The sequence below is a fragment of the Arthrobacter sp. CDRTa11 genome, assembly GCF_026427775.1.
GTDB lineage: Bacteria > Actinomycetota > Actinomycetes > Actinomycetales > Micrococcaceae > Arthrobacter.
Window position 1 is genome coordinate 1,782,518 of sequence record NZ_CP044532.1, and the last position, 24,504, is coordinate 1,807,021.

Below are 24,504 nucleotides of genomic sequence, written 5' to 3' on the forward strand. Positions count from 1 at the left end.
CGGCGGGTTCTGGCAGCGAGACGCGTTCTGACAGCGAGACGGGTTCTGACAGACAGGCGGGTTTCGATGGGGGACCGGGCGGGGGCCATGTAGGTCGCCAAGGTTCGGCGCGTTCCCGCACCGGGGGTGCGGGGCGCCGCCGTCCCCGGCAGGACGGTCCGGATCCGGAGTCATCCATTGCAGGAGACGCAGAGCCGGATCCGGCGTCGGTTGCCCGTGCCATCGTGCTCCGGCAACTGACCAGCTCGGCGAAAAGCCGGCTGCAGCTGGCTCGGAAACTGGCCGAGCGGAACATCCCCGAGGATGTGGCAGAGGCTGTTCTGGACCGCTTCCAGGAAGTCCGTCTCATTGACGACGCCGAGTTCGCGGACATGTGGGTGCGCAGCCGATCGCAGTCACGCAAGCTGGCCAAAGGGGCACTGCGCCGGGAACTTGCGGACAAGGGCGTCGCTCCGGAGACGGCGGCTGCCGCCTTGGAGCAGCTCTCCGATGCCGACGAGGAAACGGCTGCCCGCCAACTCGTGGAGCGGAAGCTTCGCCCGGGGACTGACCTCTCGGACCGTGCCGCACGCGACAAAGCCACGCGGCGTCTGGCATCGATGTTGGCCCGAAAGGGTTACCAGCCGTCCCAGGCTTTCCGGATCGTGAGTGAAGTACTGGACGCCACTGCCGGCCGCCGGCAGGACGGGTAACCTGGCCAGGCAGCACCAACAGCGCCGGCCGTGGGAACCCGGTACCCTTAACAGGTGAGTTTGACCATTCCTTCCCCCGCATCCGGTGTTGCCCCCTCCGCCATCTCTGCTGCCGCGCGCCCGCGTACCTACCAGGTGCGTACGTTCGGCTGCCAGATGAACGTCCATGATTCGGAGCGGATGGCAGGCATGCTGGAATCTGCCGGCTACGTGCCGGCCGACGGTGAGCAGGCAGACGTGGTGGTCTTTAACACCTGCGCAGTGCGGGAAAATGCCGACAACAAGCTTTACGGCAACCTGGGGATGCTTGCACCCGTCAAGGCCGCCAACCCTGGAATGCAGATCGCCGTGGGCGGCTGCCTTGCCCAGAAAGACCGGGAGACCATCCTGAAGAAGGCGCCCTGGGTGGACGCCGTGTTTGGAACGCACAATGTCGGCGCACTTCCGGCCCTGCTGGATAGGGCGCGCCATAACAACGAAGCCCAGCTGGAGATCCTCGAATCCCTCGATGTCTTCCCGTCCACGCTGCCTACAAAGCGGGACTCTGTCTACTCGGGCTGGGTATCCATCTCCGTGGGGTGCAATAACACCTGCACCTTCTGCATCGTGCCTGCGCTGCGGGGCAAGGAAAAGGACCGGCGGCCCGGCGACATCCTCGCCGAAATCCAGGCCCTGGTGGATGACGGCGCCATCGAAGTCACGCTCCTCGGGCAGAACGTCAACTCGTATGGTGTGGAGTTCGGGGACAGGCAGGCCTTCTCCAAACTGCTCCGCGCGTGTGGCGAGATAGAAGGCCTGGAACGGGTTCGGTTCACCAGCCCGCATCCAGCGTCCTTCACCGATGATGTCATTGATGCGATGGCCGAAACGCCTAACGTGATGCCCCAGCTGCACATGCCACTGCAGTCAGGTTCAGACAAGGTCCTCAAGGACATGAAACGCTCGTACCGGTCCACCAAATTCCTTGGCATTCTGGACAAGGTCCGGGACAAGATCCCGCATGCCGCCATCTCCACGGACATCATTGTGGGCTTCCCCGGCGAAACCGAAGAGGACTTCCAGGCCACGCTGGACGTTGTGGAGAAATCACGGTTCGCTACCGCGTTTACCTTCCAGTACTCGAAGCGGCCAGGCACTCCGGCCGCCGATCTCCCTGACCAGCTGCCCAAGGCCGTTGTACAGGAGCGCTTCGAACGCCTCACTGCGCTCCAGGACAGGATCGCCGCAGAGGAGAACGCCAAACAGCTCGGCCGCCGCGTGGAAGTAATGGTGACAGCCCAGTCAGGCCGCAAAGCCGAAGAAACCCACCGGCTGTCCGGCCGTTCGCAGGACCAGCGGCTGGTGCACTTCTCCGTTCCTGTTGGTGCTCCGGCTCCGCGCCCCGGCGATCTCGTCACCGTCACCATCACTGAAGCTGCAGCCTTCCACCTCGTGGCCGATCCCACGGCCGGTGACTACGCCCTTCGCCGGTCCCGTGCCGGCGATGCCTGGGACAGGTCGCAGGCGGATTCCTGCGGTGCCCCTGTGCCGGGACCGGGCGGCGGACAAGGCACCGGCGCCGGCCGCACTGGCGTTTCGCTGGGGATGCCTGCGCTGCCGGTACGCATCCGCTGACCGGTGGTTCACCCAGCCGTTATCGCCGTCGTCGGCCCAACAGGGTCAGGGAAATCTGATCTTGCCGTCAGCCTTGCCCTGGAGCTGGACGGGGAGGTCATCAATGCCGACGCCATGCAGTTCTATCGAGGAATGGACATCGGGACTGCCAAAATCAGCATGGCGGAGCGCCGGGGTGTACCCCATCACCTCCTGGACACCTTGGACGTCACCGAGGAAGCCAGCGTCTCTGACTTTCAGCAGCTGGCCCGGCAGCTCATTGACAACATCCATTCCCGCGGCAAACGTGCCATCCTGGCCGGCGGTTCGGGGCTCTACATCCGTGCTGCCCTGGACATCCTGGAATTCCCCGGCACGGATCCCCACATCCGGAAACAGCTGGAAACCGATCTTGAAGAGGAAGGCAGCCAGGCTCTTCTGGCACGCCTTCGCCAAGTGGATCCCGTGTCTGCCGCCCGCCTGTCCGACGCCCGCCGGATCGTCAGGGCTCTTGAGGTCCATCAGCTGACTGGCCGCCCCTTCAGCTCGTTTATGCCCCAGCGCGAGTATTACCAGCCAGCAGTCCAGATCGGACTGGCGGTGGACAGGGAAGTGCTCCGTGACAGGCTTGCCCGCCGGGTCCACAGAATGGTTGAGGGAGGACTGCTCGAAGAGGTGCGCCGGCTCGACGCGGCGGGCCTGCGCCGCGGGAAGACCGCTCCCCGGGCGCTGGGATACTCCCAGTTCCTTAAGGTGCTCGACGACGGAGCCACCGTGGATGAGGCAACGGAGGAAACCATCGTGGCCACCCGGCAGTTCGCCAGGCGGCAACTCACGTGGTTCCGGGCCGATCCCCGGATCAGCTGGCTGGACTGGCAGGATCCAGAGCTTCTGCCCAAGGCCGTCCACCTCGTCAAGACACAACCGGGCACCTGACCCCTCACTCGCTTGGAGTTTTTGTCCATTTACGGCGGGTTGCAGTCGTGCGAAGTCGCCACATCTGGACAAAAACTCAGCGGCCGGGGCTGGATTCTGTAGGGTCCACGTGTGGCCGGTAACCTTGGACTATGGATGCAACCCTTTCCGAGGCCACTCAGCCCGCCTTCAGCTCACTGGGCGGACTGCGGTTCTCCAAGGGCCACGGCACCGGCAACGACTTTGTACTGATCGCGGACCCCGAGGGCGTGCAAACAATAGATCCGGGCCAGGTGGCCACCCTGTGCGACAGGCACCGTGGCATCGGGGGCGACGGACTGATCCGCGCCGTGCCCTCACGGTTTCTTCCTGAAGGCAGGGAACTGCTGGCCCACACCCCGAACGCTGAATGGTTCATGGACTACCGCAACGGCGACGGTTCGCTGTCCGAGATGTGCGGCAACGGGGTCCGCGTTTTCGTGCATTTCCTCCTGGCCGAGGGCCTGGTGGATCTGCCCGAAGGCGGCGCACTGACCATAGGCACGCGCGGGGGCGTCAAGACCGTGGTCCGGACGGGGAATGGCTACGCCGTTGACATGGGCCCATGGGAGTTCATTTTTCCAGGGGATGCCACCGCCAAGGCCATGGATTCCCTGGTCAGCGCCGACGGCCTGGAGGTACCCCGGCCTGCCCTGTCAGTCAGCATGGGCAACCCGCATACTGTCGTTGCGCTTGCTGAGCTCTCGGAGCTTGAGGCAACCAGGCTCTTCACGCCTCCCCGCGTTGATCCGGTGCCTGCCAACGGGACCAACGTTGAGTTTGTCGTTCCCGCCGAACCCCTGGTCCACAACGGGGTGGGCATGGTGACGATGCGCGTTCATGAACGGGGTGTGGGCGAAACACAGTCGTGCGGCACTGGCGCGTGCGCTGCCGCGGTGGCAATCAGGCACTGGGCCGGAGCCGAGGCGCCCGACACCTGGAATGTGAAGGTGCCAGGGGGCGTCGTCGGGGTAAAGTTCTTCGTCGGACCAGGCGGGCACGAGCACGTAGAACTTAGCGGACCAGCCGTGATCGTAGCTAGCGGGACGCTTTCCTGACACGCAGGATCCGGAAGGACTTGGACGTGGACTCGCGGCTGACCGTTAACGATTCATCAAATTCGGCGGACAGCCAGCGCTGGAGGGAGTCCGAGCCCAGGTTCTTCTGGACCACCAGCCACGCCGAGCCGCCTGGTGCCAGCCGCGGGAGCCAGAGCTTCAGTAGCGAATGGAGTTCGTCTTTGCCAATCCTGATGGGCGGATTGGACCAGATGGTATCGAAACGCAGCTCAGGGTCCACCCCTTCAGGCGTGGTGGCGGTGACATTCTCCAAGCCGAGGATCTGGGCGTTTTCGTTCGTCAGGATGATGCAGCGTTCATTCACGTCCACTGCATAAACGTGCGCATGCGGGGCACGGAGAGCCATGGTGAGGGCGATAGGGCCCCAACCGCAGCCGATGTCCAGGAGATTGCCAGTGGGCGAAGGAGCCGGAACTTCGGCGAGCAGTACGGCAGTTCCCTTATCAATACCCTCCGGGCTGAAAATCCCAGCAGAAGTCTGCAGTCTGCGCGTTTCCCCGGCGAGGTCCACTGTAAGCGGTTTGCGGGTGAACGGCCCGGCGGGCGATGCGCTGAAATAGTGTGCGGACTCCATAACTGGCCAGATTAGTTGGCCGCAGGGGCGTATGGGAAACCGCAGGCGCAAGGTTCTGCTAATCTGGAACGCATGTTCTTGATCTTCGAGTAGCCGGCACGGGTTTCAACCCGTCCCGCAGCCAAGTCCCGCAGCGATGCAGGTGTCAGCCTTCCGCAAATGCGCAATGAACAGGCCCAACGTGCCTGTTCAAACGCCGGGCATTACTCGAAAGAATCAGCCTTTCTGCTGGTCCAATCCTGTCCTTGCCGGCGTCCTTCCAAGATCGCCCACGTTTACCGGACGTGGAACCCACGCTGTGCGCGGCCACTTTGCCGGGCAGCGCAGCAGACCAGGAGGCCAGGATGACTTCAAGCCGTCAGCCCAGCGCGAATACTTCACCACTCACCAGTGATCGGCACTATTCTGGAAATGCCGAATCTTCAAAGGAGAACATGACCAGCCAGCCCAACACCGGATCCGATCCAGCAGCACAGGACATGAGCCCTGAGGAAATACAAGCTGTCATCGACCGGATTCTCTCCAAGGATGTACCGCCCAGGAACGCGGCCGCCGAAAACGGCGACGCGAAGGGCGTTTTTGGCAAGGCCCAGGCGATATCGCGCCTGGACGAAGAGCACAGCAGTTACGACGGCGACCAGCAGGACCTTGAGGAACGCCGTGCGCTCCGGCGGGTGGCAGGCCTCTCGACAGAACTGGAAGACGTCACCGAAGTCGAGTACCGGCAGCTCCGGCTGGAGCGTGTGGTACTGGCGGGGCTCTGGACGGAAGGGACCTTGGCCGACGCCGAGAATTCCCTCCGTGAACTCGCTGCATTGGCTGAAACCGCCGGCTCAGAGGTCTTGGACGGCCTCGTGCAGCGCCGTGCCAAACCAGACCCTGGCACTTTCTTGGGCTCCGGAAAGGCACTTGAGCTCAAGGACGTCGTGATGGCCACAGGCGCGGACACTGTGGTGGTGGACGCCGAGCTGGCTCCGTCGCAGCGCCGTGGCCTGGAGGACATCGTCAAGGTCAAGGTCATTGACCGCACAGCGCTGATCCTGGATATCTTCGCCCAACACGCCAAGAGCCGCGAGGGCAAAGCCCAAGTGGAACTCGCCCAGCTCGAATACCTCCTGCCGCGCCTGCGTGGCTGGGGCGAATCGATGTCCCGCCAGGCCGGTGGCCAGGTGGGTGGGGCCGGTGCCGGCATGGGCTCGCGTGGTCCCGGCGAGACGAAGATTGAACTGGACCGCCGCCGGATCAGGACCCGCATGGCCAAACTGCGGCGTGAGATCAGCGCCATGAAGCCTGCGCGGGAAACTAAGCGGGCCAACCGGCGTCGAAATTCTGTGCCGTCAGTTGCTATCGCCGGGTACACCAACGCCGGAAAGTCATCCCTGCTGAACAGGCTGACCGATGCCGGCGTCCTCGTGGAAAACGCACTCTTCGCCACGCTGGATCCCACGGTGCGCAAGGCCGAAACCGCAGACGGGCTGGGCTACACCCTGGCCGATACTGTGGGTTTTGTCCGCTCCCTTCCGACGCAGCTGGTGGAGGCGTTCCGTTCCACGCTGGAGGAGGTGGCGGACGCAGACCTGATCCTGCACGTGGTGGACGTCTCACACCCGGATCCGGAAGGCCAGATCGCCGCTGTCCGGAAGGTCTTCAGCGAGGTGGATGCCCGCAAGGTGCCTGAAATCATCGTGCTCAATAAGGCCGACGCCGCCGACCCGTTTGTGGTGGAGCGCCTCAAGCAGCGTGAACCGCGCCATGTGGTTGTTTCTGCCCGGACCGGCCAGGGCATCGCCGACCTGCTCAAGGCCATCAGTGACGCGATTCCGCGCCCCAGCGTCAAGCTGGAGCTCCTCATCCCATACAACCGGGGTGACCTGATCAGCAAACTGCACGAGACCGATGCCGAGATACTGAGCCTGGATCACGGTGAGGATGGCACACGTGCTGTGGTGATGGTCCGTGAAGGCCTTGCGGCTGAACTGGAATCATTCACCAGCAATGACTGAGCTGGTGGCGGGGGAGACTTCCGAAACGGCCGGCGAGGAGTTCGTGATCGAACTCCTCGACCGTGCCGTTGCCGGCATGGGAGGGCAAAGCCGGACAGGACAGCACGAAATGGCCCGTCAGGTGGCTCGCGCCATCGAAACCGGGGACCATCTCCTGGTCCAGGCCGGAACCGGCACCGGAAAGTCACTGGCGTACCTCATTCCGCTCATCGCGCATTCCCTGGTGAGCAGCAAGCCCACCCTGGTCTCCACCGCAACACTGGCCCTGCAGACCCAGATCGTGGGCCGTGACCTGCCCCGCCTGCTCAAGACCATCACGCCCGCCCTGGACCGACCGGTCAAGGTGGCGTTGGTTAAGGGGCGCTCCAACTACGTGTGCCGGCACAAGCTCGAAGGCGGGTTCCCGTCGGAAGAGCCCGCCGAGGGCCAGCTCTTCTCCCTCGGGGAAGACACCAGCGTGCCGCACTTTGCCGCAGCCATGGGCGGTCCGGCATCACAGCTGGGCAAGGAGGTGGTGCGCCTGCGTGAGTGGGCGGAGAAGACCGCCACTGGTGACCGTGACGAGCTCCTGCCCGGCGTTACCGACCGCGCCTGGCGGCAGGTGTCCGTTACCTCGATGGAGTGCCTGGGGGCGCAGAAATGCCCGCTGGCAGCGGAATGCTTTAGTGAACTGGCGCGCCAGGACGCAGCTGAAGCCGACGTTGTGGTGACGAATCACGCCATGTTGGCGGTCAGTGCTTTCGAAGGACTGGCCGTTCTGCCCGAATATGACGTGGTGGTGGTGGATGAGGCCCACGAACTCCAGGACCGGGTTACCGGCGCCGTATCAGGGCAGCTTTCGGTTGCCATGGTCCACGCTGCCGCCGCCGGTGCCCGAAAGCACACTGCCATCACCGTCGACGCCCTGAATGCAGCCGCGGCCAACCTTGAGGTGGCCCTGGCCGGCGTCCCCAGTGGTTTGCTCCCGAACGGCCTGAACGATGAACAGCTGGACTGCGTTGACCAGCTTCGTGAGGCCTGCCGGGCAGCCCTCTCGGATTCAAAAGGGGACAGCAGTACAACGGCCGACGGCGGGCGGCAGCTTGCCCGGTCCCGTCTCCTGCTGATTCTTGAACTCTGCGAACGGCTCATTGCGGCCAAGGACAACCGTGAAGTGGTGTGGTTTTCGCGGGCCAGCTCGTTTGATCCGCAGCAGGGCTATTCACAGCCTGATGAAAGCGCACCCGTTTTGGTCAACATTGCCCCGCTCAGTGTTGCCGGCAAGCTGCGCGAAGGACTCTTTGCCGGCCATACGGTTGTGCTGACCTCAGCCACGCTGGCCATCGGCTCCGCCTTCGAGCCGACGGCCGGGGGATTGGGGCTGATAGGGGACGGCGCTCCCAGCTGGACCGGAGTGGACGTAGGGTCCCCCTTTGATTATCCAAAACAGGGGATCCTCTACGTTGCCGGGCACCTGCCCAAACCGGGCCGGGGTGCCGCGCCGGAGGCGCTGGATGAACTCGAGGCCCTGATCCGCGCTTCCGGCGGCGGCGCCCTCTGCCTCTTCTCATCACGCCGCGCGGCCGAAGAAGCCGCAGAAGCGATGAGGCCGCGAATCGGCGTCAGCATCCTCTGCCAGGGTGATTCCACCATGACGGCCCTGGTTAGGCAGTTCGCCGACGAGCCCGATACGTGCCTCTTCGGCACGATGTCGCTGTGGCAGGGAGTTGATGTCCCGGGCGGATCCTGCCGGCTCGTGGTCATTGACCGGATACCGTTCCCGCGGCCGGACGATCCGCTGATGACGGCACGTTCACGTGCGGTAGCCCAGGCGGGCGGAAACGGATTTATGGCTGTCTCAGCCACGCACGCAGCGATCCGCCTCGCCCAGGGGGCCGGCAGGTTGATCCGCTCCACGGGAGACAAAGGTGTGGTGGCCGTGCTCGATTCCAGGCTGGCAACCGAGCGTTATGCCGGTTTCCTTCGGGCTGCGCTGCCACCGTTCTGGCCCACGACAGACCGCAAGATAGCTTTCGCCGCCCTTGAAAGACTGGCCAAGGAAAGCCCACGGGCCTGACCGCAGCCCGGGACAAAACCTGGAGCGGTTGGAGCCTAAAGCGAGCGCAACACTGAGACGACCTTGCCCATGATGGTGGCGTGGTCTCCGAGAATGGGCTCGTACTGCGTGTTCTGGGGAAGAAGCCACGTGTGGCCGTCCCGCTGGCGGAAAGTCTTCACTGTGGCTTCGTCGTCCAGCAGGGCTGCAACGATATCGCCGTTGGCGGCGTCGGCCTGGCGCCGGACAACTACCCAGTCGCCGTCGCAGATCGCCGCGTCAACCATGGAGTCCCCGGCAACCCGCAGCATAAACAGTTCACCCTGTCCCACCAGCTGGCGCGGCAGCGGCATGACGTCCTCTACCACCTGGTCCGCAAGAATCGGACCGCCGGCCGCGATCCGGCCTACAAGGGGCACCATGGCGGTGTCCATGGCCGTGGGCAGATCCAAAACTGCCCCGCCATCAATGCTGCGCAAAACGGGCGGCTTGGCAGATGCTGATCCTGCCGATTTGCCAGTGCCGCCGTCCAGAGTGAGTGGCATCAGGACTTCCATGGCCCGTGGCCGCTTGGGATCGCGCCGCAGGTAGCCTAGTTTCTCGAGCTGCGACAACTGGTGCGTGACGCTGGACAGGCTTGCCAGGCCCACGGTGTCGCCGATCTCGCGCATGGATGGCGGATACCCGTTGTCATTGACGGAGCGCTGAATTGTTTCCAGGATCTTTTTTTGGCGTGCTGTAAGCCCCTTCGGGACCCTCTGGGGCTGCCGACCCCGCTGGGTCGCCCTGCCGTCAGCGGCTGGTGCTGCCATATTCGCCAATGCCTTTCCGTTGCCCCGGGTGTCCACGGCCGCGGGTGCCGGAACCTCCGGCCTGGATTGTCAGACCCTGCTGATCAACTACAGGAGTGGTTGTTCTTTGATCCAAACGTAGGGCAGCCGCAACGCTTTTTCAAACATTTGTTCTAGCGAGTCTCGACAATATTCGTTGATAAGTGCTAAAACTGAAGAAGCAAAGTTCGAACATGTGTTCTATTCATTGCCTGCGGTATTCGAATACTCGGATCTTCAGATGAAGGCCATCCGGGCCGCAGGCGGGAAAAGGACACTCCGGGCAGCACAGTATGGTCCAGGAGGGCTCATTTCATGTCAGCTATATCCGCTTCACAGGCTCGCCATCAGCAGTTCGTCTCCGTCCAGCAGCTCACGTCCCTGCTGGATGCGGAACCGCAGCCCCGTAAGAAGCCCCTGCCGCCGCTCCGGCTCACGCGCCGGGGGCGGATCGTGCTCATCGGTATTCCCCTGATTTTCCTGGCTGCGTTGCTGCTGTCCCTGGTGGGCTTCCTTAACGCCCCGGCGAAGGCGGCAGACTCCGCTGCCGGCCTTGCCCTGACACCCACGGTGTCAGTTACCGTTCAGGGCGGGGAATCGTTGTGGGGTATCGCGGCCACAGTTGCCCCAGAGCGGGACCCCCGGGATGTGATCGCGGATATCGTTCAACTCAACAACCTCAGCGCGGGGACCGTTGTGCCGGGGCAGCAGCTGTTCGTTCCCACCAAATAGCGGGATCCTCAGAACCTGCCGCCCCTCATCAGCCAGTGTCTTCCCTGGACTGCGGAAGGCTGGCGGGCTGTCACATTTTCCGGGCACCGGCATGGGCACTAAACTGTTCAGGTGAATGACCAGCTAGAGCGCCTGAACCGTCTTCCCCTCCGGAGCAACCTCCGCGGGCTAACCCCTTACGGTGCCCCGCAGCTGGATGTGCCCATCCTGCTGAACGTGAACGAAAACACACATGGTGTCCCGGCGGACGTGCAGGCCGCCATCACCGAGGCCGTGACGGAAGCCGCCGCCGGTTTGAACCGCTACCCGGACCGCGAATTCAGCGAACTCCGGGAAGCTCTGGCTGAATACCTGGGCCACGGCCTGAACCCCACCAACATCTGGGCGGCGAACGGCTCGAACGAAGTGCTCCAGCAGATCCTCCAAGCCTTCGGGGGTCCAGGACGCAAGGCCCTCGGGTTCCCGCCCACGTATTCCATGTACCCGCTGCTGGCCAGCGGTACAGACACGGAGTACATTGTTGGCCAGCGGGCGGAGGGTTATGGGCTGAGCGCGGAATCGGCGGCCCTGCAGGTCAAGGAACTCCAGCCGAACATTGTCTTCCTCTGCTCACCCAACAACCCCACCGGGACCGGCCTTGGCCTGGACGTCGTGGAGGCGGTGTACTCCGCGGGTGAGGCCAGCCAGACCATAGTGATCGTTGACGAGGCCTACCACGAGTTTGCCCATGACGGCACTCCCAGTGCCCTGACTCTGCTGCCCGGCCGGGAACGCCTGATTGTCACCAGGACTATGAGCAAGGCCTTTGCTCTGGCCGGCGCGCGCCTGGGCTACATGGCCGCGGCGCCTGAAGTGACAGATGCCCTCCGGCTGGTTCGGTTGCCGTACCACCTCTCGGCCGTCACCCAGGCCACAGCCCTCGCGGCCCTCCGCCACCGCGAAGCACTTATGGCGGACGTTGAGGACATTAAGAAACAACGGGACCGGATCGTCGAAGAGCTGACCAGGATGGGCCTCACGCCAGCCGCCTCTGATTCCAACTACGTCTTTTTCGGGGGACTGGACCGGCCCCATGCTGTCTGGCAGGAGCTGCTGGACGCCGGCGTGCTGATCAGGGACGTCGGCATCCCCGGCCATCTCCGTGTCACCGCAGGCACTGAGAGTGAGACCACAGCGTTCCTGACCTCTCTGGAAAGCATCCTGGCCAGCCAGGCCAAGCTCCCCGCCTAAACTTGACATAGAGGCGCTTCGGGCGCCTGCCAAGAATTCCCGTACTCCTTCCGAAAAGGACATATGACCATGAGTTCCACCGGATCGAACGCTGCCCAGGCCCGGACCGCCAGCATGGAGCGCGCCACCAGCGAATCGTCAGTGCTCGTGGAGATCAACCTTGATGGAACCGGCGTATCTGACATCGACACGTCGGTCCCGTTCTATGACCACATGCTGACGGCGCTGTGCAAGCACTCCCTTATCGACATGACAGTCAAGGCAACCGGTGACATCCACATCGACGTCCACCACACCGTAGAGGACGTGGCCATCACTTTCGGCGAGGTCCTTCGCACGGCGCTGGGCAACAAGGCAGGAATCCGCCGCTTTGGTGAAGCCACTGTGCCGTTGGATGAGGCACTGGCGCACGCTGTGGTGGACGTTTCCGGACGTCCGTACCTGGTGCACGGCGGTGAGCCCGCGGGACAGGAATATCACCTGATCGGCGGCCACTTCACCGGCTCGCTGACACGCCACGTGTTTGAGGCGATCACGCTCCACGCCGGCATTTGCCTCCACATGAACGTCATTGCCGGGCGGGACCCGCACCACATCGTGGAAGCGCAGTTCAAGGCATTCGCCCGGGCGCTGCGCGCAGCTGTCGAGCCCGATCCCCGTGTGAAGGGTATTCCTTCCACCAAGGGTGCGCTGTGAGCGGGCAGATTCTTCGTGACGGCGCCGTGATCGATCCGGAGCTATTGGTCAAGCCCGCGTCGCCAGAAGGCAAGCCCACCGTTACGGTGCTGGACTACGGCTCCGGGAACATCCGTTCTGCCGTGCGCGCGCTCGAACGCGCCGGAGCCGAGGTGATCCTCAGCGCCAAACCGCAGGACGTGCTCAATGCCGACGGCCTGGTGGTGCCTGGCGTGGGCGCCTTTGAGACAGTGATGCGGGAATTGAAGGCCGTGGATGGCATCCGGCTGATCGGCAGGCGTGTGGCCGGTGGACGGCCTGTCCTGGGCATTTGCGTGGGCCTGCAGGTCCTGTTCGAAGCCGGGGTTGAGCACGGAACTGAAGCTGAAGGCATGGGGGAGTGGCCGGGGAAAGTGGAGCTCCTCCCCGCCGACGTCGTGCCGCACATGGGCTGGAACACCGTGAAGGTCCCGGAGGGATCCAGGCTCTTCGCCGGCGTGGAGGAGGAGCGCTTCTACTTTGTCCACTCGTACGGCGTCCAGGAATGGAACTTCGACGTGGTGCAGCCGCGGATGGCGGCGCCGCTGGTGACGTGGTCCGAGCATGGTGCCCCCTTCATCGCAGCGGTGGAGAACGGGCCGCTCTGTGCCACCCAGTTCCACCCGGAAAAGTCCGGCGACGCCGGGGCCCGTCTGCTGCGTAACTGGGTGGACGGACTCCGCAAGCCCTCACCGCAAGACGGATCAGCCTAGATGTGGTCAGTCCTCCTGATGGGCCTCGCGGGGCTCCTCGTGGGCGGCGCCCTGTCCTTCAGGCAGCAGCGCAAACCCCTGTGGACCCAGATCTGCTTCTACATCCTTGCGGGCATGTCACTTCTGGCCGCCTACCTCCTTTCCCTGCCTGCCGCCTAGGCACCACCGCTAAACCCTTCCTGCCCCCCACACTGAGGACTTGAGATGACCACCGCACATGATCTGCCGGTTCTTGAACTGCTGCCCGCCGTCGACGTCGTAAACGGCCAGGCCGTCCGGTTGGTGCAAGGCGAGGCAGGCAGCGAAACCAGTTACGGCACACCGCTGGAGGCGGCCCTGAACTGGCAGGAGCAGGGCGCCGAATGGGTGCACCTGGTGGACCTCGACGCGGCGTTCGGCCGTGGTTCCAACGCAGAACTGCTCCGTGAGGTGGTGGGGCGGCTGGACATCCACGTGGAGCTCTCAGGCGGACTTCGGGACGACGAGTCACTGGAAGCGGCCCTCGATCTGGGTGTGGCCCGGGTGAATCTTGGCACTGCGGCGTTGGAAAACCCTGACTGGACCCGCCGGGCCATTGACCGTTTCGGCGACCGGATCGCCGTCGGCCTTGATGTCCGCGGAACCACCCTGGCAGGCAGGGGCTGGACCAAGGAAGGCGGGGACCTTTGGGAGGTCCTGGGCAGGCTTGAAGAGGCAGGGTGCTCACGCTATGTCGTCACGGATGTCACGAAGGATGGCACGCTGCAGGGGCCCAATGTTGAGCTGTTGCGCCAAATGGTGGAAAAGACGGGCAAGCCGGTGGTGGCATCCGGCGGCATCTCCAGCCTGGATGACCTGAAGGTCCTCCGCTCGCTGGTTCCGCTGGGCGTGGAAGGGGCCATCGTGGGCAAGGCCCTGTACGCTGGGGCCTTCACCCTGCCCGAGGCACTCGACGTCGCCGGCCGCCGCTAGGCGAACTCCGTGGATTCCAGCAGCAACGGCAATACCGCTGGCAACGGTCCGGCACCGCGCCACCTACCCGGGCATATAGCCGCTGCCCTTGCCGGCGCAGGAGGGTCCACCGATTCCGCCGGCCAACCCTGGAAAGGCCGGAGCCTGGCCGGGGACGACGCCAAGATCCACAGCTTCGAGGACGATGATGGAGCTCCCGACGCCGGCTACGTCACCGCGGTCCGGGGACTCCTGGACGGCAGTGGCGATGAAGCGTCAGTGGTGGCTGCCCTTGCCACCGCCAGGGTCTTCATCCCCATCATTGCCCAACTGGCTGAAGAAGCGCAGTCGGTGGATGGCCTCGCAGCAGACAAGCAGGCCGACATGGCGCTGGTAACCCTCAAGGCTGCCGACGGCAGGACGGCCATGCCGGCGTTTACCTCCGCGGCGGCGCTGGCCGCCTGGCACCCAGAGGCGCGGCCCGTGGCGGTGTATGCCGCCCGTGCTGCCCTGTCCGCAGTGGCGGAAGGCGCCGAACTCCTGGTCCTTGACCCCGGCTCGGACCTCACGTTTGTGGTGCGGCGGCCGGCAGTATGGGCACTGGCGCAGCAGCGTGACTGGCTCCCTTCCTACGCTGATGAAGCCCTCGCCGCGGAGCTTTCATTGGCCGCAGCCGCCTTTCCTGCAGTGCGTACGGTTGCACTTGAGCCGGGGGCAGGCATCGCCACCGCGACCCGCTCGGGCGCCGAACTGTCCGGCGGAGGATCCGGGCCAGAGCTGCAGGTGGTGCTGTACCTCGAGGATGGCCTTGACGCTGCGGCCGTGCGGGAGCTGGTGGCGGGCCTCCAAGCGGCGTGGTCCCGGAATGTATTGTTTGGAGAGCGGGTTGACTCCATCGACATCAAGTTAAGGCGCGCAGCACACTAGCTGACGGTCAGCGGGGAGATCCCCTGGCTGCCGTCGGCAGACCAAAGGATTTTTCGTGAATTTCGCTCTGTACCGGGATCTGTTGGCGGTGCGGCCCATCAGGCGGTTGCTGCTGGTCGGCATGATTGCCCGTATACCCCATTCAGCCGCAGGCGTGCTGCTGACCCTGCACATCGTCCTCACCCTTGATAAAGGCTATGCTGCGGCCGGAGCTGCGGCGGCGGTGATGACCATCGGCATCGCTCTGGGAGCCCCGTGGCGCGGCCGCCGCGTTGACATCGTGGGCCTGCGTAAAGCCCTGATCCCTTCAGTGGTCTCTGAAGCTGTGATCTGGTCAGTTGTTCCCCATGTTTCCTATGAGTGGCTGCTGCCGCTGGTTTTCGTCGGAGGACTGCTCACCCTTCCGATCTTCAGTGTGGTGCGTCAGTCACTCGGAATCCTGGCCGACGGCGACCAGCGCCGCACAGCCTTTGCCCTGGATGCGATCACCACCGAAATGGTGTTTATGATCGGTCCTGCTGCCGGAGCCGTGGTGGCAACCAGCGGCTTCACCGTACTGGGGCTCACCGTTGTGGGCATATCGACGTCCTTGGCCGGGTTGTTCCTGATGTGGTTCAACCCACCCACCCGAACCGCCATCGGCACCCCGGCAGCGGATCACCAAAGCGCAGCTGATCAGCAACGCGAACCCGACGAGCAACGTGCGGCCGAAGCTGCAGTGGTGGCAGCAGTTCCTGCCCACCTTCAGACAGCGGCTGCAAATCTGGCGCCGGCCGAGCACAGCGGTATCCGTGCCGGATCCAACGAAACGCCCGGAAAGCAGTCTGCGTCCCGGCGACAGGCAGGGCTCCGGCACAAGGTGGCGCACAACTTCACTTGGTTCACGGCCACGGTAGCCTCGCTCTTTGCCGTGGCTGCCGGCGCCGGCATGGTCCTCAGCGGTACTGACGTTGGGATCGTTGCAGCCCTTGAAATCGGCGGGCACCAGGCGGAGATCGGGATCGTTTTCCTGTTCTGGTGCGCGGCCTCGGTGGTCGGCGGAGTGATCTACGGCGCCATGCACCGCCCTGTCTCTCCAATCCTGCTGTTGCTTGGAATGGCTGCGCTGACCATCCCGCTGGGATTCGCCCATGACACCTGGACCCTGGCCCTCCTGTCCATCCTGCCGGGCCTCCTCTGCGCACCCGTCCTCTCCGCGGCCTCCGAAAAGGTGGCAGAGCTGGTGGACGAGCGGCGCCGGGGCGAGGCGATGGGCTGGTATGGCTCCGCCCTGACTGCAGGCGTTGCGCTTGGCGCGCCCCTTGCGGGGGTCTTTATCGACGGCGTGGGTTCTTCAGGAGGGTTTGTATCGGTCGGCGTGGCCGGCGTGGCGCTGTGCCTCATCGGACTGCTCCTGCAGGCACGCAGGCGGCGCCGGGTGGCTTCCGCCTGACCTTGGAGCCGCGCGCAAGCCACAGTGCTGCAGGCTTCCGCTAATCAGCGCTGTAAGCAGTTGCTGAGAAACGACGACGGCGGGTTAACGACGACGGCGGGTGGACCGTTATGGTCCGCCCGCCGCCACCGTCGTGATGTTCTGTTTTCTGTTGGAACCGTTAGTTCACGGCGCCGGTGTATTTCTCGCCGGGGCCCTTGCCCGGGGCGTCCGGGATGATGGACTCCTCACGGAAAGCGAGCTGCAGGGACCGGAGGCCATCGCGCAACGGACCCGCATGCTGGGAGCCGATCTCGGGTGCTGCCGCAGTCACCAGCCCCGCGAGGGCTGTGATCAGCTTCCGGGCCTCGTCCAGGTCCTTGAGTTCCTCGGCGTTGTCCTCCGCTGCCAGCCCCAGCTTCACGGCGGCTGCACTCATGAGGTGGACAGCGGCTGTGGTGATGACCTCGATGGCGGGCACTTCGGAGATGTCCCGGATTTGCTGGCTGACGTCGTCGGCGGCGTCGGCGGGGGCGAAAACGTATGAATTACTGTCTGGGGTGCTCATACTGGTAAGCTTGTCACAGACCGACTGGATGTCGTTATTTTGCTATGTAAGGTCCCACCGGCGCCAAGATGCGTTGGTCGGGATTTTTTCTGTAGAATGGCATGCAGTTTGCAAGCGGAGTTCTCTCCCACCCGCGCCAGCCGATTTCCCGCCAAGCAGTTCCTGGGAAGCAAGGTTGCCGGGTACTTGGTCGGGCATCAACCCAGGCGTACGCCCGGGGAAATGCGTGCAGTCTCAGCAGAGGCTGTCACATCCGATCTTCGAGGCCTTCGATTGCTCCGGCAGTTGGGGGCCTTCTCTATTTGCCGGTGGAATACCACAACAATCACAGGAGCTTTAACATTAGCGAGCCAAGAATCAATGAGCGTATCCGCGTCCCCGAGGTGCGGCTGGTCGGCCCTGCAGGTGAACAGGTAGGAATCGTCCGTATTGATGATGCCCTGCGTTTGGCTGCCGAGTCCGATCTTGATCTCGTTGAAGTAGCACCTCAGGCGAAGCCTCCGGTGTGCAAGCTGATGGACTTCGGCAAGTACAAGTACGAGGCCGCCGTCAAGGCACGTGAAGCCCGGAAGAACCAGACCAACACGGTTCTGAAGGAAATCCGTTTCCGCCTGAAGATCGACACCCATGACTACGAGACCAAGCGCGGGCATGCACTGCGCTTCCTCGGCGCCGGTGACAAGGTCAAGGCCATGATCCAGTTCCGCGGCCGTGAGCAGCAGCGTCCGGAGATGGGCATCCGCCTGCTCCAGCGCTTTGCAGACGACGTGGCCGAGGTTGGCGTTGTTGAATCCAGCCCGCGCATCGACGGCCGCAACATGGTGATGGTTGTGGGGCCGCTCAAGAACAAGGCTGAGGCCAAGGCGGAGGCACGCCGGGCTACCCAGCGTGCGGAAGCAAAGGCGCAGAACGAAGTCAGGGCATCGGGCGGACGAATCGACGTTTCCGGCGACGACCAGGCACCCCTGACGCAGTCGCTGGCAGATCTTCTGCCGGAAGGTTTCGCCATCACGACGGAACCTGAGGCCGAGGCGCCCGAGACCGAGGCTCCAGCCGCGGCTGAGGCCACCCCCGCTGAAGCCCCTGTTGCGGAGGTTCCCGCCAAGGAAGCCGCCACGCAGGACGCGCCGCAGCAGGCAACGTCCCGGCAGGAAGCGCCCCAGCAGGCGGCCCCCAAGGCCGCCGCTCCCAGGCGCGAGGCTCCCAAGGCTGCACCGGCCGCCGCCAAGGCACCGGCCCCTGCAGCCAAGCCTGCTGAAGCAGTCAAGCCGGCTGCGGCCGCTGAGGCGCCCGCGTCAGCAGCTCCGGCTCCGGCCCCTGCTGCTCCGAAGCCAGCCGCAGTTCCCTCGCCGCCGAAGCCGGTGGCCAGGCCTGCAGCCCCGAAGCCGGCAGCCAGGCCCGCCCCTAAAGCGGGTCCGAAGCCGGCCGGCAAGAAGACTACCTAGTTCAAAGCTGCAGGAGGTTTGTCCTCCGGCAGTAAGCAACCAGCATGCCGCCCGCAGGGGCGGCTGCACGAAAGAGCTGCAGACAATGTCTGTGGATACGTAAGGAGATCGGTTCCCATGCCGAAGATGAAGACCCACAGTGGTGCTAAGAAGCGCTTCAAGCTGACAGGCAGCGGCAAGCTGCGCCGTCAGCAGGCCAACCGCCGCCACTACCTCGAGCACAAGTCCTCCAGGCTGACCCGTCGCCTTGCCGGCGACAAGATCGTCTTCAAGGGCGACGCCAAGGTCATCCGGAAGATGCTCGGCATCTAATTTCCAAGTTTTCTGACTGTTTGCCACCTGGCGGCAGTCAACTACCAAAAAGGCTTCTCAGGCCGGCCGGGTTACCGGCAGTAGACGCTTGGGATCAGAATTCTGAAGGAGTACGCACGTGGCACGTGTGAAGAGGGCGGTCAACGCCCACAAGAAGCGCAGGGTTATCCTCGAACGCGCAAAGGGCTACCGTGGACAGCGTTCACGCCTGTACCGCAAGGCCAAAGAGCAGCTGCTGCACTCGTTTGTGTACAGCTACGGTGACCGCAAGAAGAAGAAGGGCGACTTCCGCCGCCTGTGGATCCAGCGCATCAACGCTGCATCCCGCGCCAACGGCCTTACCTACAACCGACTGATCCAGGGCCTGAAGGCCGCTGAGGTTGAGGTTGACCGCCGTATGCTCGCCGAGCTGGCCGTTTCCGACGCCAACGCTTTCGCCGCGCTGGTGAAGATCGCCAAGGATTCCCTGCCTGCCGACACGTCCGCTCCGGCTGTCCAGGCTGAAGCCCCCAAGGCCAAGGCTCCCAAGGCAAAGGCTGCAAAGAAGCCTGCTGCTGACGAGGCCACTGTCTAGCAGCACCCGTTCTGGGTAGTTCGAGAACCTGCTTGAACAGCAACTAAGGTTCTTATATGAACGAAACCGGGCGCCCGCAAGATTTTCCACTCTCAAATCCCCGAGCCGATCGGGTCAGGGAAGTGGCAAAACTTGCAGGGCGCCCGGCCCGTTTAAAGCGGGAACAGTTCCTGGTGGAGGGGCCACAGGCGGTTCGTGAAGCCCTCAAGCTGCACCAGCAGAGGCTGGCAGCCGGGGCGACTGGGGTTGTACACGAGGTGTTCGCCAGCGAAGCATGCCTGGACCGCTACCCGGAATTTGAGGATCTGGCTGAGGGGACCAACGCCCGGCTTGCCACCGAAGAGGTGTTGGCCGCGATGGCCGATACCGTCAATCCCCAGGGCATCATCGCGGTATGCGGCTTTGTGGACATCAGCCTGGAGGAAGTGCTCGACGCCGGTCCACGGCTGATCGCGGTCCTGTGCCAGGTCAGGGACCCAGGAAACGCAGGGACGGTGCTGCGTGCGGCAGACGCCGCCGGCGCTGATGCCGTGGTGCTGACCGGCTCTAGCGTTGACATCTACAACCCCAAGGCAGTCCGGTCCACCGCCGGATCCCTGTTCCACCTTCCCGTGGTCCTGGGGGCGGACATCGAGGAAGTGGCCGCCGCCTGCCGGGCCCGGGGGATCGGACTCCTGGCAGCGGACGGCTATGGGGACCTCAACCTCGACACGTTGCAGGACGAAAACGCCGCCCGGCGAATGTCCGGGTCCGGCGCAGCGTCCGCCTATCAGCTGGAGGATCCAACTGCCTGGCTCTTCGGAAACGAAGCCCAGGGGCTCTCGGAAGCTGAACTCGCGCTGGCTGACCATCGGGTGGCAGTCCCCGTTTACGGCGCGGCGGAAAGCCTCAACCTGGGTACGGCAGCCACCGTATGCCTGTACGCCAGCGCCCGGTCCCAGCAGGGCGGCTCTCCGGCTTCCGTGTAGGTGGCGGCAGCAGCTTAAATGGGCAGGACCCCGGATACATCCCGGGGTCCTTACTATATGAATTCAGGTAGTGAATCAGGAATCAGGGCGCACGTGAGGTTTTGCTGCGTCCCGTAATGGCGCCGTAGATGCCAGCCACCAGCAGACCGCCGATGATCGCAAGGATCCACGTTCCCAGATCGAAGAAAGCGAGTTCGCCCCTGGCGAAGAGAAGGCTTCCGATCCAGCCGCCTACAATTGCACCAACCACTCCGAGAACCAGGCTGGTGACCCAGCCGCCGCCGACTCTGCCGGGCATGACGGCCTTAACAATGGCCCCTACGATGAGGCCGAGAATAATCCAAGCAAGAAAACCCATGTCTCCTCCTTCATATTCGTCGGGATATTCGTCCCGATTGAGTTCAAGCTAACACACAGCCCCCTTATTGTCAGCAGCCTTACTGCCTGTCAGTGGTACGGGCCGGGCGCCTCCGCGGCTACCGTATTCATGGGCGCATCCGCGGGCCGGCTCCGCATGTTCCTGCTGCTGATCCGCAATCTTCATGAACTGCAGTTCCTAACGAAGTGAAGCCCGCATGGCTGCAATGGCGGCGTCAAAGGGCACTGCTACACTCTGCTCATGATCGGGCTTCCCTTCGCGGGAGACGGGCTGGTGCACGCCGGCCTGTTAGGGCTGGGAATCCTCGCAGCCTTGCTGTTCTACGCGTATGAGAAGCGCCGACGCGGCCTGTCCGATCCACGGTTGTGGCCCATTGCCGGTTTCGCTATAGCCTTCGGAGCAATCGGTTCACGGGTGCTCACTTGGGATGTTTCCGGGCAGGTCTCGTTGGCGGACTGGTGGGGCAACGGCGACCGCAGCATCCTTGCGGGACTTGTTGGAGCGTGGCTCGGCGTCCATTTGGGAAAACGGCTGACAGGTTACCGCGAATCCACCGGGGATCTGCTGGCGCCCGCAGTCGCCCTGGCGCTGATCATCGGGCGCATTGGCTGTCTCCTCACGGAACTGCCCGGCACCCCGACTGGGGGAGCATGGGGGATGACCCTCACGTCAGGGCAGGCGGCGGTGTTGGGCGGACCGTCCGGAGTAGGGCTCCACCCTTCCTTTGCCTACGAAATCCTGTTCCACGTTGCCGCATTTGTGCTGATATGGCGTTATCGGGACCGCCTGCCTGGTCCTGGCGACCTCTTCATCTGCTACGTGACTTCCTACGCCTTGTTCCGGTTCGGCGTCGAATTCGTCCGCGGCAACGAAGTGCTCTGGCTGGGGATGAGCCGTCCGCAGTGGTTCCTCCTGGTGATTCTCCCCCTGCTCTTCTGGCGGATGCTGCGGGTCTTCGGAAAACCACTCCGCCCGAAGGTGGAAGGAAGAGTGGCATGAGGGAGAACAACCCACCGCAGGAGGAGGAGGAGCCTGCCTCAGGGCTCGGCCCCATGGCGTTCGGAATCCTGTTCGGGACTGCTGCCCTTTATGCCCTCTATATCTTGGGACCGGGTGATTTCGCTCTTCTACAGGCCGGGGCCGATTCAGGATCCTCTTCCATCCGTTTCCTGACCGGGCCATCCGCCTTCGTTCCCATCGCCGGCTACCTGGCGATTGGGATTCTGCTGGCGGTTTGGCCACCCACGTCCCGGTGGGGTGCGGGGCTGCTGATTGGTCTGGGGATCTTCACGCTGCTCGGCGGCGGAGTTTGCGTCGGAGCCCTCGCGCAGATGGGAGGCTGAGATGAATCCCTCACCGTTCTCCGCCTGGGGATGAGCCGTCCCCAATGGCTCCTCCTGATAATTCTCCCCCTGCTGTTCTGGCGGATACTGCGGGTCTTCGGGAAACCACTCCGCCCCAAGATGGAAGGAAGAGCGGCATGAGGGAGAACAACCCACGGCCCCAAGAAGAGGAGGAGGAGCCTGCCTCAGGGCTCGGCCCCATGGCGTTCGGAACTCTGATGGGGACTACTGCCCTTTATGCCCTCTATATCGGAATACCGCTAGTTTTTGGTGGACCCTATAACATAAGTTTCCTCACCGGGCCGGTTGCCTTCGTTCCAATTGCCGGCTATTTAGCGATAGCCATTCTGCTGGCGGTCTGGCCACCCACATCCCGGTGGGGTGCGGGGCTGCTGATTGGCCTGGGAATCTTCACCCTGCTCGGCGGCGGGCTATGCGTCGGATACCTCGCGCAGATGAGTAGCCGGATATGAATCCGTCCCCATTTACGTCCCGGCAGGCGCTGCCCGGTCCCGGCCAGCCGCTGCGCGGGGACCGCATCCACCGCTACGTCACAGCTTTCTGTCCCCATTGCCACGAGACAAACCCTCCGCTCGCACAGGTGCGGCGCCTCTCCGGCGTGCTGCTGATCCGCGATGACCGGGTCTGGCTGGAACGCGGCTGCCCGGATCACGGACTCGTCAGCACCTTGTACGACGAGTCTCCGGAAATCCTGCGCTATCTGGAGAAGTGGCAGGCGCCCACGAAGCAACACATCCCGGACCAGGCCGGCAATTACCGCCAGATACCGGAGGCTTACGCCTACGGGCTGCCCGCCATGCAGACGCAGCACACGTGCATCCTGCTGCAGGACATCATCGAGCACTGCAACCTGCGCTGCCCCACCTGCTTCACGGCCTCCGGCCCCCAATTGCAGGGAGTGGCGCCGCTCAGCGAGGTGCTCGCGAATATCGACACCCGGCTTGCCCGCGAAAACGGGCGGCTGGACGTGCTGATGCTCTCCGGCGGCGAGCCGACGCTCTATCCGTATCTGGCCGAACTTCTGGATGAGCTCGTGGCCCGGCCGATCGTCCGGATCATGGTGAACAGCAACGGCATGCTCATGGCCACCGACGACGAACTCCTCGCGCTGCTTTCCAGGCACCGGGACCGGGTGGAGGTGTACCTCCAGTACGACGGCCCGTCCAAGGAAGCATCGATCCACCACCGAGGGGGAGACCTGACCCGCTTCAAGGACATGGCCATCGAGCGCCTGTCCGAGGCAGGTGTTTTCACCACCCTGACCATGACGGCGACACTCGGCGTCAACGACGGTGAGGTGGGCGCCGTCGTTATGAGGGCTTTGGAAACCCCGTTCGTGGGTGGGGTAGCGCTTCAGCCGGTGTTCGGTTCAGGGCGCGGCCACGGTATCGACCCCACCGACAGACTCACCCACACAGGCGTGCTGGAACGGCTCGCGGAGCAAACCGGTGGTGTGGTCTCATGGCACGACCTGACAGCACTGCCGTGTTCACATCCGCATTGCGCGTCAGTGGGTTACATGCTGAAGGACGACTCAGGGACTTGGCGTTCGCTGACGGCCCTCATCGGGCACGACCAGCTGCTCGCCTGGCTGGAACTCAATCCGGACACCATGGCCAACCGCATCGCCGACAGCGCCATCCCGCTCGAACTGCGCAGCCTGATGAAGTCCTCCCTGCTGGACCTGCTGAGCGAGCAGTCCTCACTGTCCCACCCGCGGACCATGGATCTTTGGAAGAACATCTGCACCCAATGCGACCTCGGTATCGGAACGCTCACCACACTGGCTGCCGGCAAGCTTCCAGGGCAGCAACAGCGGCTGCGCCGGCTCCTCGGCGAACGGATCACCCGCATCATGGTCAAACCCTTCATGGACATCTCCACCATGATCGAGGAACGGCTCACTCAATGCTGCGTCCACGTGGGCACAAAGAGCGACGCCGGTGATCACCAGTGTGCCCCGTTCTGCGCTGTCCAGGCCTGGCCGGCTCTTGCCAGGCAACGAATAAGCACAGCCACGGGGACACGGCTTCTCCCCGTACGCCAGGTCTGAGACAGGGATACGGAGGAATGATGGGTTCCGATTCTGACGCCCGCCGTATTGCAGCCGGGCCATTGCCGTCGCAGCTGGTGCGCTCCAAGCACGCGGGCCGGCACGGACACAGGCCTGACCCTGACACGGATCCGCAGTCCCCGCCGCCCTTCGATCCGCTGCGGCTCTGCATCTTCGCGACCATTGCCCTGCTCGGCTGGGCGGCCGGTCCCGTGGCACTCGCGGTGTTCGCTGCCGTCGGATTCGCAGGCTATTGGAAAGCGCGACGGCGGGGCCTGACAAAGTCGAAATGCTACCTCCGCGATACGAGGCTGGTCCTGGCCTACCTGGGCATCCTGTTAGCGGCTGGGTTGTGGGGGATATATTCGATGGCCGCTCAACTATTCGGCTTCTAAACCCGGGCCTCGATTCCATCGAGCAATTC

General features: G+C 63.9%; 27 protein-coding genes. 23 read left to right on the top strand and 4 right to left on the bottom strand.

The window, feature by feature from the left end; all coding sequences use genetic code 11:
• The first annotated feature begins 176 nt into the window (after positions 1-176).
• The 4 genes from F8G81_RS08110 to dapF all read left to right on the top strand — a co-directional run bounded on the left by F8G81_RS08110 (position 177) and on the right by dapF (position 4,297).
• On the top strand, positions 177-692 hold the full coding sequence (locus F8G81_RS08110; protein WP_267279166.1) for a regulatory protein RecX: 516 nt from the start codon (positions 177-179) through the stop codon (positions 690-692).
• Positions 693-746: 54 nt separating this feature from the next.
• Complete coding sequence (miaB, locus tag F8G81_RS08115; protein ID WP_267278479.1) at positions 747-2,306, top strand: tRNA (N6-isopentenyl adenosine(37)-C2)-methylthiotransferase MiaB; 1,560 nt, start codon at positions 747-749, stop codon at positions 2,304-2,306.
• A gap of 3 nt (positions 2,307-2,309) precedes the next feature.
• A complete protein-coding gene (gene miaA / locus F8G81_RS08120) occupies positions 2,310-3,221 on the top strand; it encodes a tRNA (adenosine(37)-N6)-dimethylallyltransferase MiaA (protein WP_267278480.1) in 912 nt (303 codons plus the stop codon).
• 131 nt (positions 3,222-3,352) lie between these two features.
• Positions 3,353-4,297, top strand: coding sequence for a diaminopimelate epimerase (dapF, locus tag F8G81_RS08125; protein ID WP_267278481.1), 945 nt, complete (start codon positions 3,353-3,355; stop codon positions 4,295-4,297).
• Here dapF and F8G81_RS08130 read toward each other — a convergent pair.
• Positions 4,278-4,892, bottom strand: a complete 615-nt coding sequence (locus F8G81_RS08130) for a class I SAM-dependent methyltransferase (protein WP_267278482.1) — start codon at positions 4,890-4,892, stop codon at positions 4,278-4,280. The two genes, dapF and F8G81_RS08130, sit on opposite strands and share 20 nt — an antisense overlap.
• A 434-nt stretch (positions 4,893-5,326) precedes the next feature.
• Between F8G81_RS08130 and hflX the strand changes: the two genes are divergently transcribed.
• Complete coding sequence (hflX, locus tag F8G81_RS08135) at positions 5,327-6,895, top strand: GTPase HflX (protein WP_267278483.1); 1,569 nt, start codon at positions 5,327-5,329, stop codon at positions 6,893-6,895.
• Positions 6,888-8,951: an ATP-dependent DNA helicase gene (locus tag F8G81_RS08140; RefSeq protein ID WP_267278484.1), complete on the top strand. Its 2,064-nt coding sequence runs from the start codon at positions 6,888-6,890 to the stop codon at positions 8,949-8,951. The genes hflX and F8G81_RS08140 overlap by 8 nt, the downstream gene beginning before the upstream one ends.
• 35 nt (positions 8,952-8,986) lie before the next feature.
• On the opposite strand, the gene lexA is transcribed toward F8G81_RS08140, so the two are convergent.
• Positions 8,987-9,742, bottom strand: a complete 756-nt coding sequence (lexA, locus tag F8G81_RS08145) for a transcriptional repressor LexA (RefSeq protein ID WP_267278485.1) — start codon at positions 9,740-9,742, stop codon at positions 8,987-8,989.
• A 333-nt stretch (positions 9,743-10,075) separates the two neighbouring features.
• On the opposite strand from lexA, the gene F8G81_RS08150 reads away from it, so the two are divergent.
• From F8G81_RS08150 to F8G81_RS08185, 8 genes are all read left to right on the top strand, one after another.
• A complete protein-coding gene (locus tag F8G81_RS08150; RefSeq protein ID WP_267278486.1) occupies positions 10,076-10,492 on the top strand; it encodes a LysM peptidoglycan-binding domain-containing protein in 417 nt (138 codons plus the stop codon).
• A gap of 111 nt (positions 10,493-10,603) precedes the next feature.
• The gene (locus F8G81_RS08155) at positions 10,604-11,722 is read left to right on the top strand and encodes a histidinol-phosphate transaminase (protein WP_267278487.1); all 1,119 of its coding nucleotides are present in this window, start codon (positions 10,604-10,606) and stop codon (positions 11,720-11,722) included.
• 69 nt (positions 11,723-11,791) lie between these two features.
• Complete coding sequence (gene hisB / locus F8G81_RS08160) at positions 11,792-12,418, top strand: imidazoleglycerol-phosphate dehydratase HisB (RefSeq protein ID WP_267278488.1); 627 nt, start codon at positions 11,792-11,794, stop codon at positions 12,416-12,418.
• Complete coding sequence (hisH, locus tag F8G81_RS08165) at positions 12,415-13,149, top strand: imidazole glycerol phosphate synthase subunit HisH (protein ID WP_267278489.1); 735 nt, start codon at positions 12,415-12,417, stop codon at positions 13,147-13,149. Before hisB ends, hisH begins: the two co-directional genes overlap by 4 nt.
• Entirely contained in the window at positions 13,150-13,308 is a 159-nt protein-coding gene (locus tag F8G81_RS08170) for a hypothetical protein (protein WP_267278490.1), read from the top strand.
• A 45-nt stretch (positions 13,309-13,353) separates the two neighbouring features.
• A complete protein-coding gene (priA, locus tag F8G81_RS08175; RefSeq protein ID WP_267278491.1) occupies positions 13,354-14,100 on the top strand; it encodes a bifunctional 1-(5-phosphoribosyl)-5-((5-phosphoribosylamino)methylideneamino)imidazole-4-carboxamide isomerase/phosphoribosylanthranilate isomerase PriA in 747 nt (248 codons plus the stop codon).
• Positions 14,101-14,109: 9 nt separating this feature from the next.
• Entirely contained in the window at positions 14,110-15,006 is an 897-nt protein-coding gene (locus tag F8G81_RS08180) for an SseB family protein (protein ID WP_267278492.1), read from the top strand.
• Positions 15,007-15,061: 55 nt separating this feature from the next.
• A complete protein-coding gene (locus tag F8G81_RS08185) occupies positions 15,062-16,438 on the top strand; it encodes an MFS transporter (RefSeq protein ID WP_267278493.1) in 1,377 nt (458 codons plus the stop codon).
• Between the two features lie 160 nt (positions 16,439-16,598).
• On the opposite strand, the gene F8G81_RS08190 is transcribed toward F8G81_RS08185, so the two are convergent.
• Positions 16,599-16,985: a DUF1844 domain-containing protein gene (locus F8G81_RS08190; protein ID WP_267278494.1), complete on the bottom strand. Its 387-nt coding sequence runs from the start codon at positions 16,983-16,985 to the stop codon at positions 16,599-16,601.
• Between the two features lie 308 nt (positions 16,986-17,293).
• Between F8G81_RS08190 and infC the strand changes: the two genes are divergently transcribed.
• The 4 genes from infC (at position 17,294) to F8G81_RS08210 (ending at position 20,284) form a co-directional block, all read left to right on the top strand.
• Positions 17,294-18,430: a translation initiation factor IF-3 gene (infC, locus tag F8G81_RS08195; RefSeq protein WP_267278495.1), complete on the top strand. Its 1,137-nt coding sequence runs from the start codon at positions 17,294-17,296 to the stop codon at positions 18,428-18,430.
• Between the two features lie 117 nt (positions 18,431-18,547).
• On the top strand, positions 18,548-18,742 hold the full coding sequence (gene rpmI, locus F8G81_RS08200; RefSeq protein WP_009358635.1) for a 50S ribosomal protein L35: 195 nt from the start codon (positions 18,548-18,550) through the stop codon (positions 18,740-18,742).
• 118 nt (positions 18,743-18,860) lie between these two features.
• Positions 18,861-19,316 carry a 50S ribosomal protein L20 gene (rplT, locus tag F8G81_RS08205; protein WP_267278496.1) on the top strand — a complete coding sequence of 152 codons (456 nt, stop codon included), beginning with the start codon at positions 18,861-18,863 and terminating at the stop codon, positions 19,314-19,316.
• Positions 19,317-19,372: 56 nt separating this feature from the next.
• The gene (locus tag F8G81_RS08210; RefSeq protein ID WP_267278497.1) at positions 19,373-20,284 is read left to right on the top strand and encodes a TrmH family RNA methyltransferase; all 912 of its coding nucleotides are present in this window, start codon (positions 19,373-19,375) and stop codon (positions 20,282-20,284) included.
• Between the two features lie 82 nt (positions 20,285-20,366).
• On the opposite strand, the gene F8G81_RS08215 is transcribed toward F8G81_RS08210, so the two are convergent.
• The gene (locus F8G81_RS08215; RefSeq protein ID WP_267278498.1) at positions 20,367-20,642 is read right to left on the bottom strand and encodes a GlsB/YeaQ/YmgE family stress response membrane protein; all 276 of its coding nucleotides are present in this window, start codon (positions 20,640-20,642) and stop codon (positions 20,367-20,369) included.
• A 261-nt stretch (positions 20,643-20,903) separates the two neighbouring features.
• On the opposite strand from F8G81_RS08215, the gene F8G81_RS08220 reads away from it, so the two are divergent.
• From F8G81_RS08220 to F8G81_RS08240, 5 genes are all read left to right on the top strand, one after another.
• Positions 20,904-21,662: a prolipoprotein diacylglyceryl transferase gene (locus F8G81_RS08220; protein WP_267278499.1), complete on the top strand. Its 759-nt coding sequence runs from the start codon at positions 20,904-20,906 to the stop codon at positions 21,660-21,662.
• Positions 21,659-22,006 carry a hypothetical protein gene (locus tag F8G81_RS08225; protein WP_267278500.1) on the top strand — a complete coding sequence of 116 codons (348 nt, stop codon included), beginning with the start codon at positions 21,659-21,661 and terminating at the stop codon, positions 22,004-22,006. Before F8G81_RS08220 ends, F8G81_RS08225 begins: the two co-directional genes overlap by 4 nt.
• 137 nt (positions 22,007-22,143) lie before the next feature.
• The gene (locus F8G81_RS08230; protein ID WP_267278501.1) at positions 22,144-22,479 is read left to right on the top strand and encodes a hypothetical protein; all 336 of its coding nucleotides are present in this window, start codon (positions 22,144-22,146) and stop codon (positions 22,477-22,479) included.
• On the top strand, positions 22,476-24,080 hold the full coding sequence (locus F8G81_RS08235) for a radical SAM protein (protein WP_267278502.1): 1,605 nt from the start codon (positions 22,476-22,478) through the stop codon (positions 24,078-24,080). The genes F8G81_RS08230 and F8G81_RS08235 overlap by 4 nt, the downstream gene beginning before the upstream one ends.
• Positions 24,081-24,100: 20 nt before the next feature.
• Positions 24,101-24,475 carry a hypothetical protein gene (locus F8G81_RS08240; RefSeq protein WP_267278503.1) on the top strand — a complete coding sequence of 125 codons (375 nt, stop codon included), beginning with the start codon at positions 24,101-24,103 and terminating at the stop codon, positions 24,473-24,475.
• Positions 24,476-24,504 lie beyond the last annotated feature (29 nt).

Coding starts and splice junctions, on each gene's coding strand:
- dapF (WP_267278481.1), top strand. CDS start 3,353: ATGGATGCAACCCTTTCCGAGGCCACTCAGCCCGCCTTCAGCTCACTG.
- F8G81_RS08130 (WP_267278482.1), bottom strand. CDS start 4,892: ATGGAGTCCGCACACTATTTCAGCGCATCGCCCGCCGGGCCGTTCACC.
- hflX (WP_267278483.1), top strand. CDS start 5,327: ATGACCAGCCAGCCCAACACCGGATCCGATCCAGCAGCACAGGACATG.
- F8G81_RS08140 (WP_267278484.1), top strand. CDS start 6,888: ATGACTGAGCTGGTGGCGGGGGAGACTTCCGAAACGGCCGGCGAGGAG.
- lexA (WP_267278485.1), bottom strand. CDS start 9,742: ATGGCAGCACCAGCCGCTGACGGCAGGGCGACCCAGCGGGGTCGGCAG.
- F8G81_RS08150 (WP_267278486.1), top strand. CDS start 10,076: ATGTCAGCTATATCCGCTTCACAGGCTCGCCATCAGCAGTTCGTCTCC.
- hisB (WP_267278488.1), top strand. CDS start 11,792: ATGAGTTCCACCGGATCGAACGCTGCCCAGGCCCGGACCGCCAGCATG.
- F8G81_RS08170 (WP_267278490.1), top strand. CDS start 13,150: ATGTGGTCAGTCCTCCTGATGGGCCTCGCGGGGCTCCTCGTGGGCGGC.
- priA (WP_267278491.1), top strand. CDS start 13,354: ATGACCACCGCACATGATCTGCCGGTTCTTGAACTGCTGCCCGCCGTC.
- F8G81_RS08190 (WP_267278494.1), bottom strand. CDS start 16,985: ATGAGCACCCCAGACAGTAATTCATACGTTTTCGCCCCCGCCGACGCC.
- rpmI (WP_009358635.1), top strand. CDS start 18,548: ATGCCGAAGATGAAGACCCACAGTGGTGCTAAGAAGCGCTTCAAGCTG.
- F8G81_RS08210 (WP_267278497.1), top strand. CDS start 19,373: ATGAACGAAACCGGGCGCCCGCAAGATTTTCCACTCTCAAATCCCCGA.
- F8G81_RS08215 (WP_267278498.1), bottom strand. CDS start 20,642: ATGGGTTTTCTTGCTTGGATTATTCTCGGCCTCATCGTAGGGGCCATT.
- F8G81_RS08220 (WP_267278499.1), top strand. CDS start 20,904: ATGATCGGGCTTCCCTTCGCGGGAGACGGGCTGGTGCACGCCGGCCTG.
- F8G81_RS08225 (WP_267278500.1), top strand. CDS start 21,659: ATGAGGGAGAACAACCCACCGCAGGAGGAGGAGGAGCCTGCCTCAGGG.
- F8G81_RS08230 (WP_267278501.1), top strand. CDS start 22,144: ATGAGGGAGAACAACCCACGGCCCCAAGAAGAGGAGGAGGAGCCTGCC.
- F8G81_RS08235 (WP_267278502.1), top strand. CDS start 22,476: ATGAATCCGTCCCCATTTACGTCCCGGCAGGCGCTGCCCGGTCCCGGC.
- F8G81_RS08240 (WP_267278503.1), top strand. CDS start 24,101: ATGGGTTCCGATTCTGACGCCCGCCGTATTGCAGCCGGGCCATTGCCG.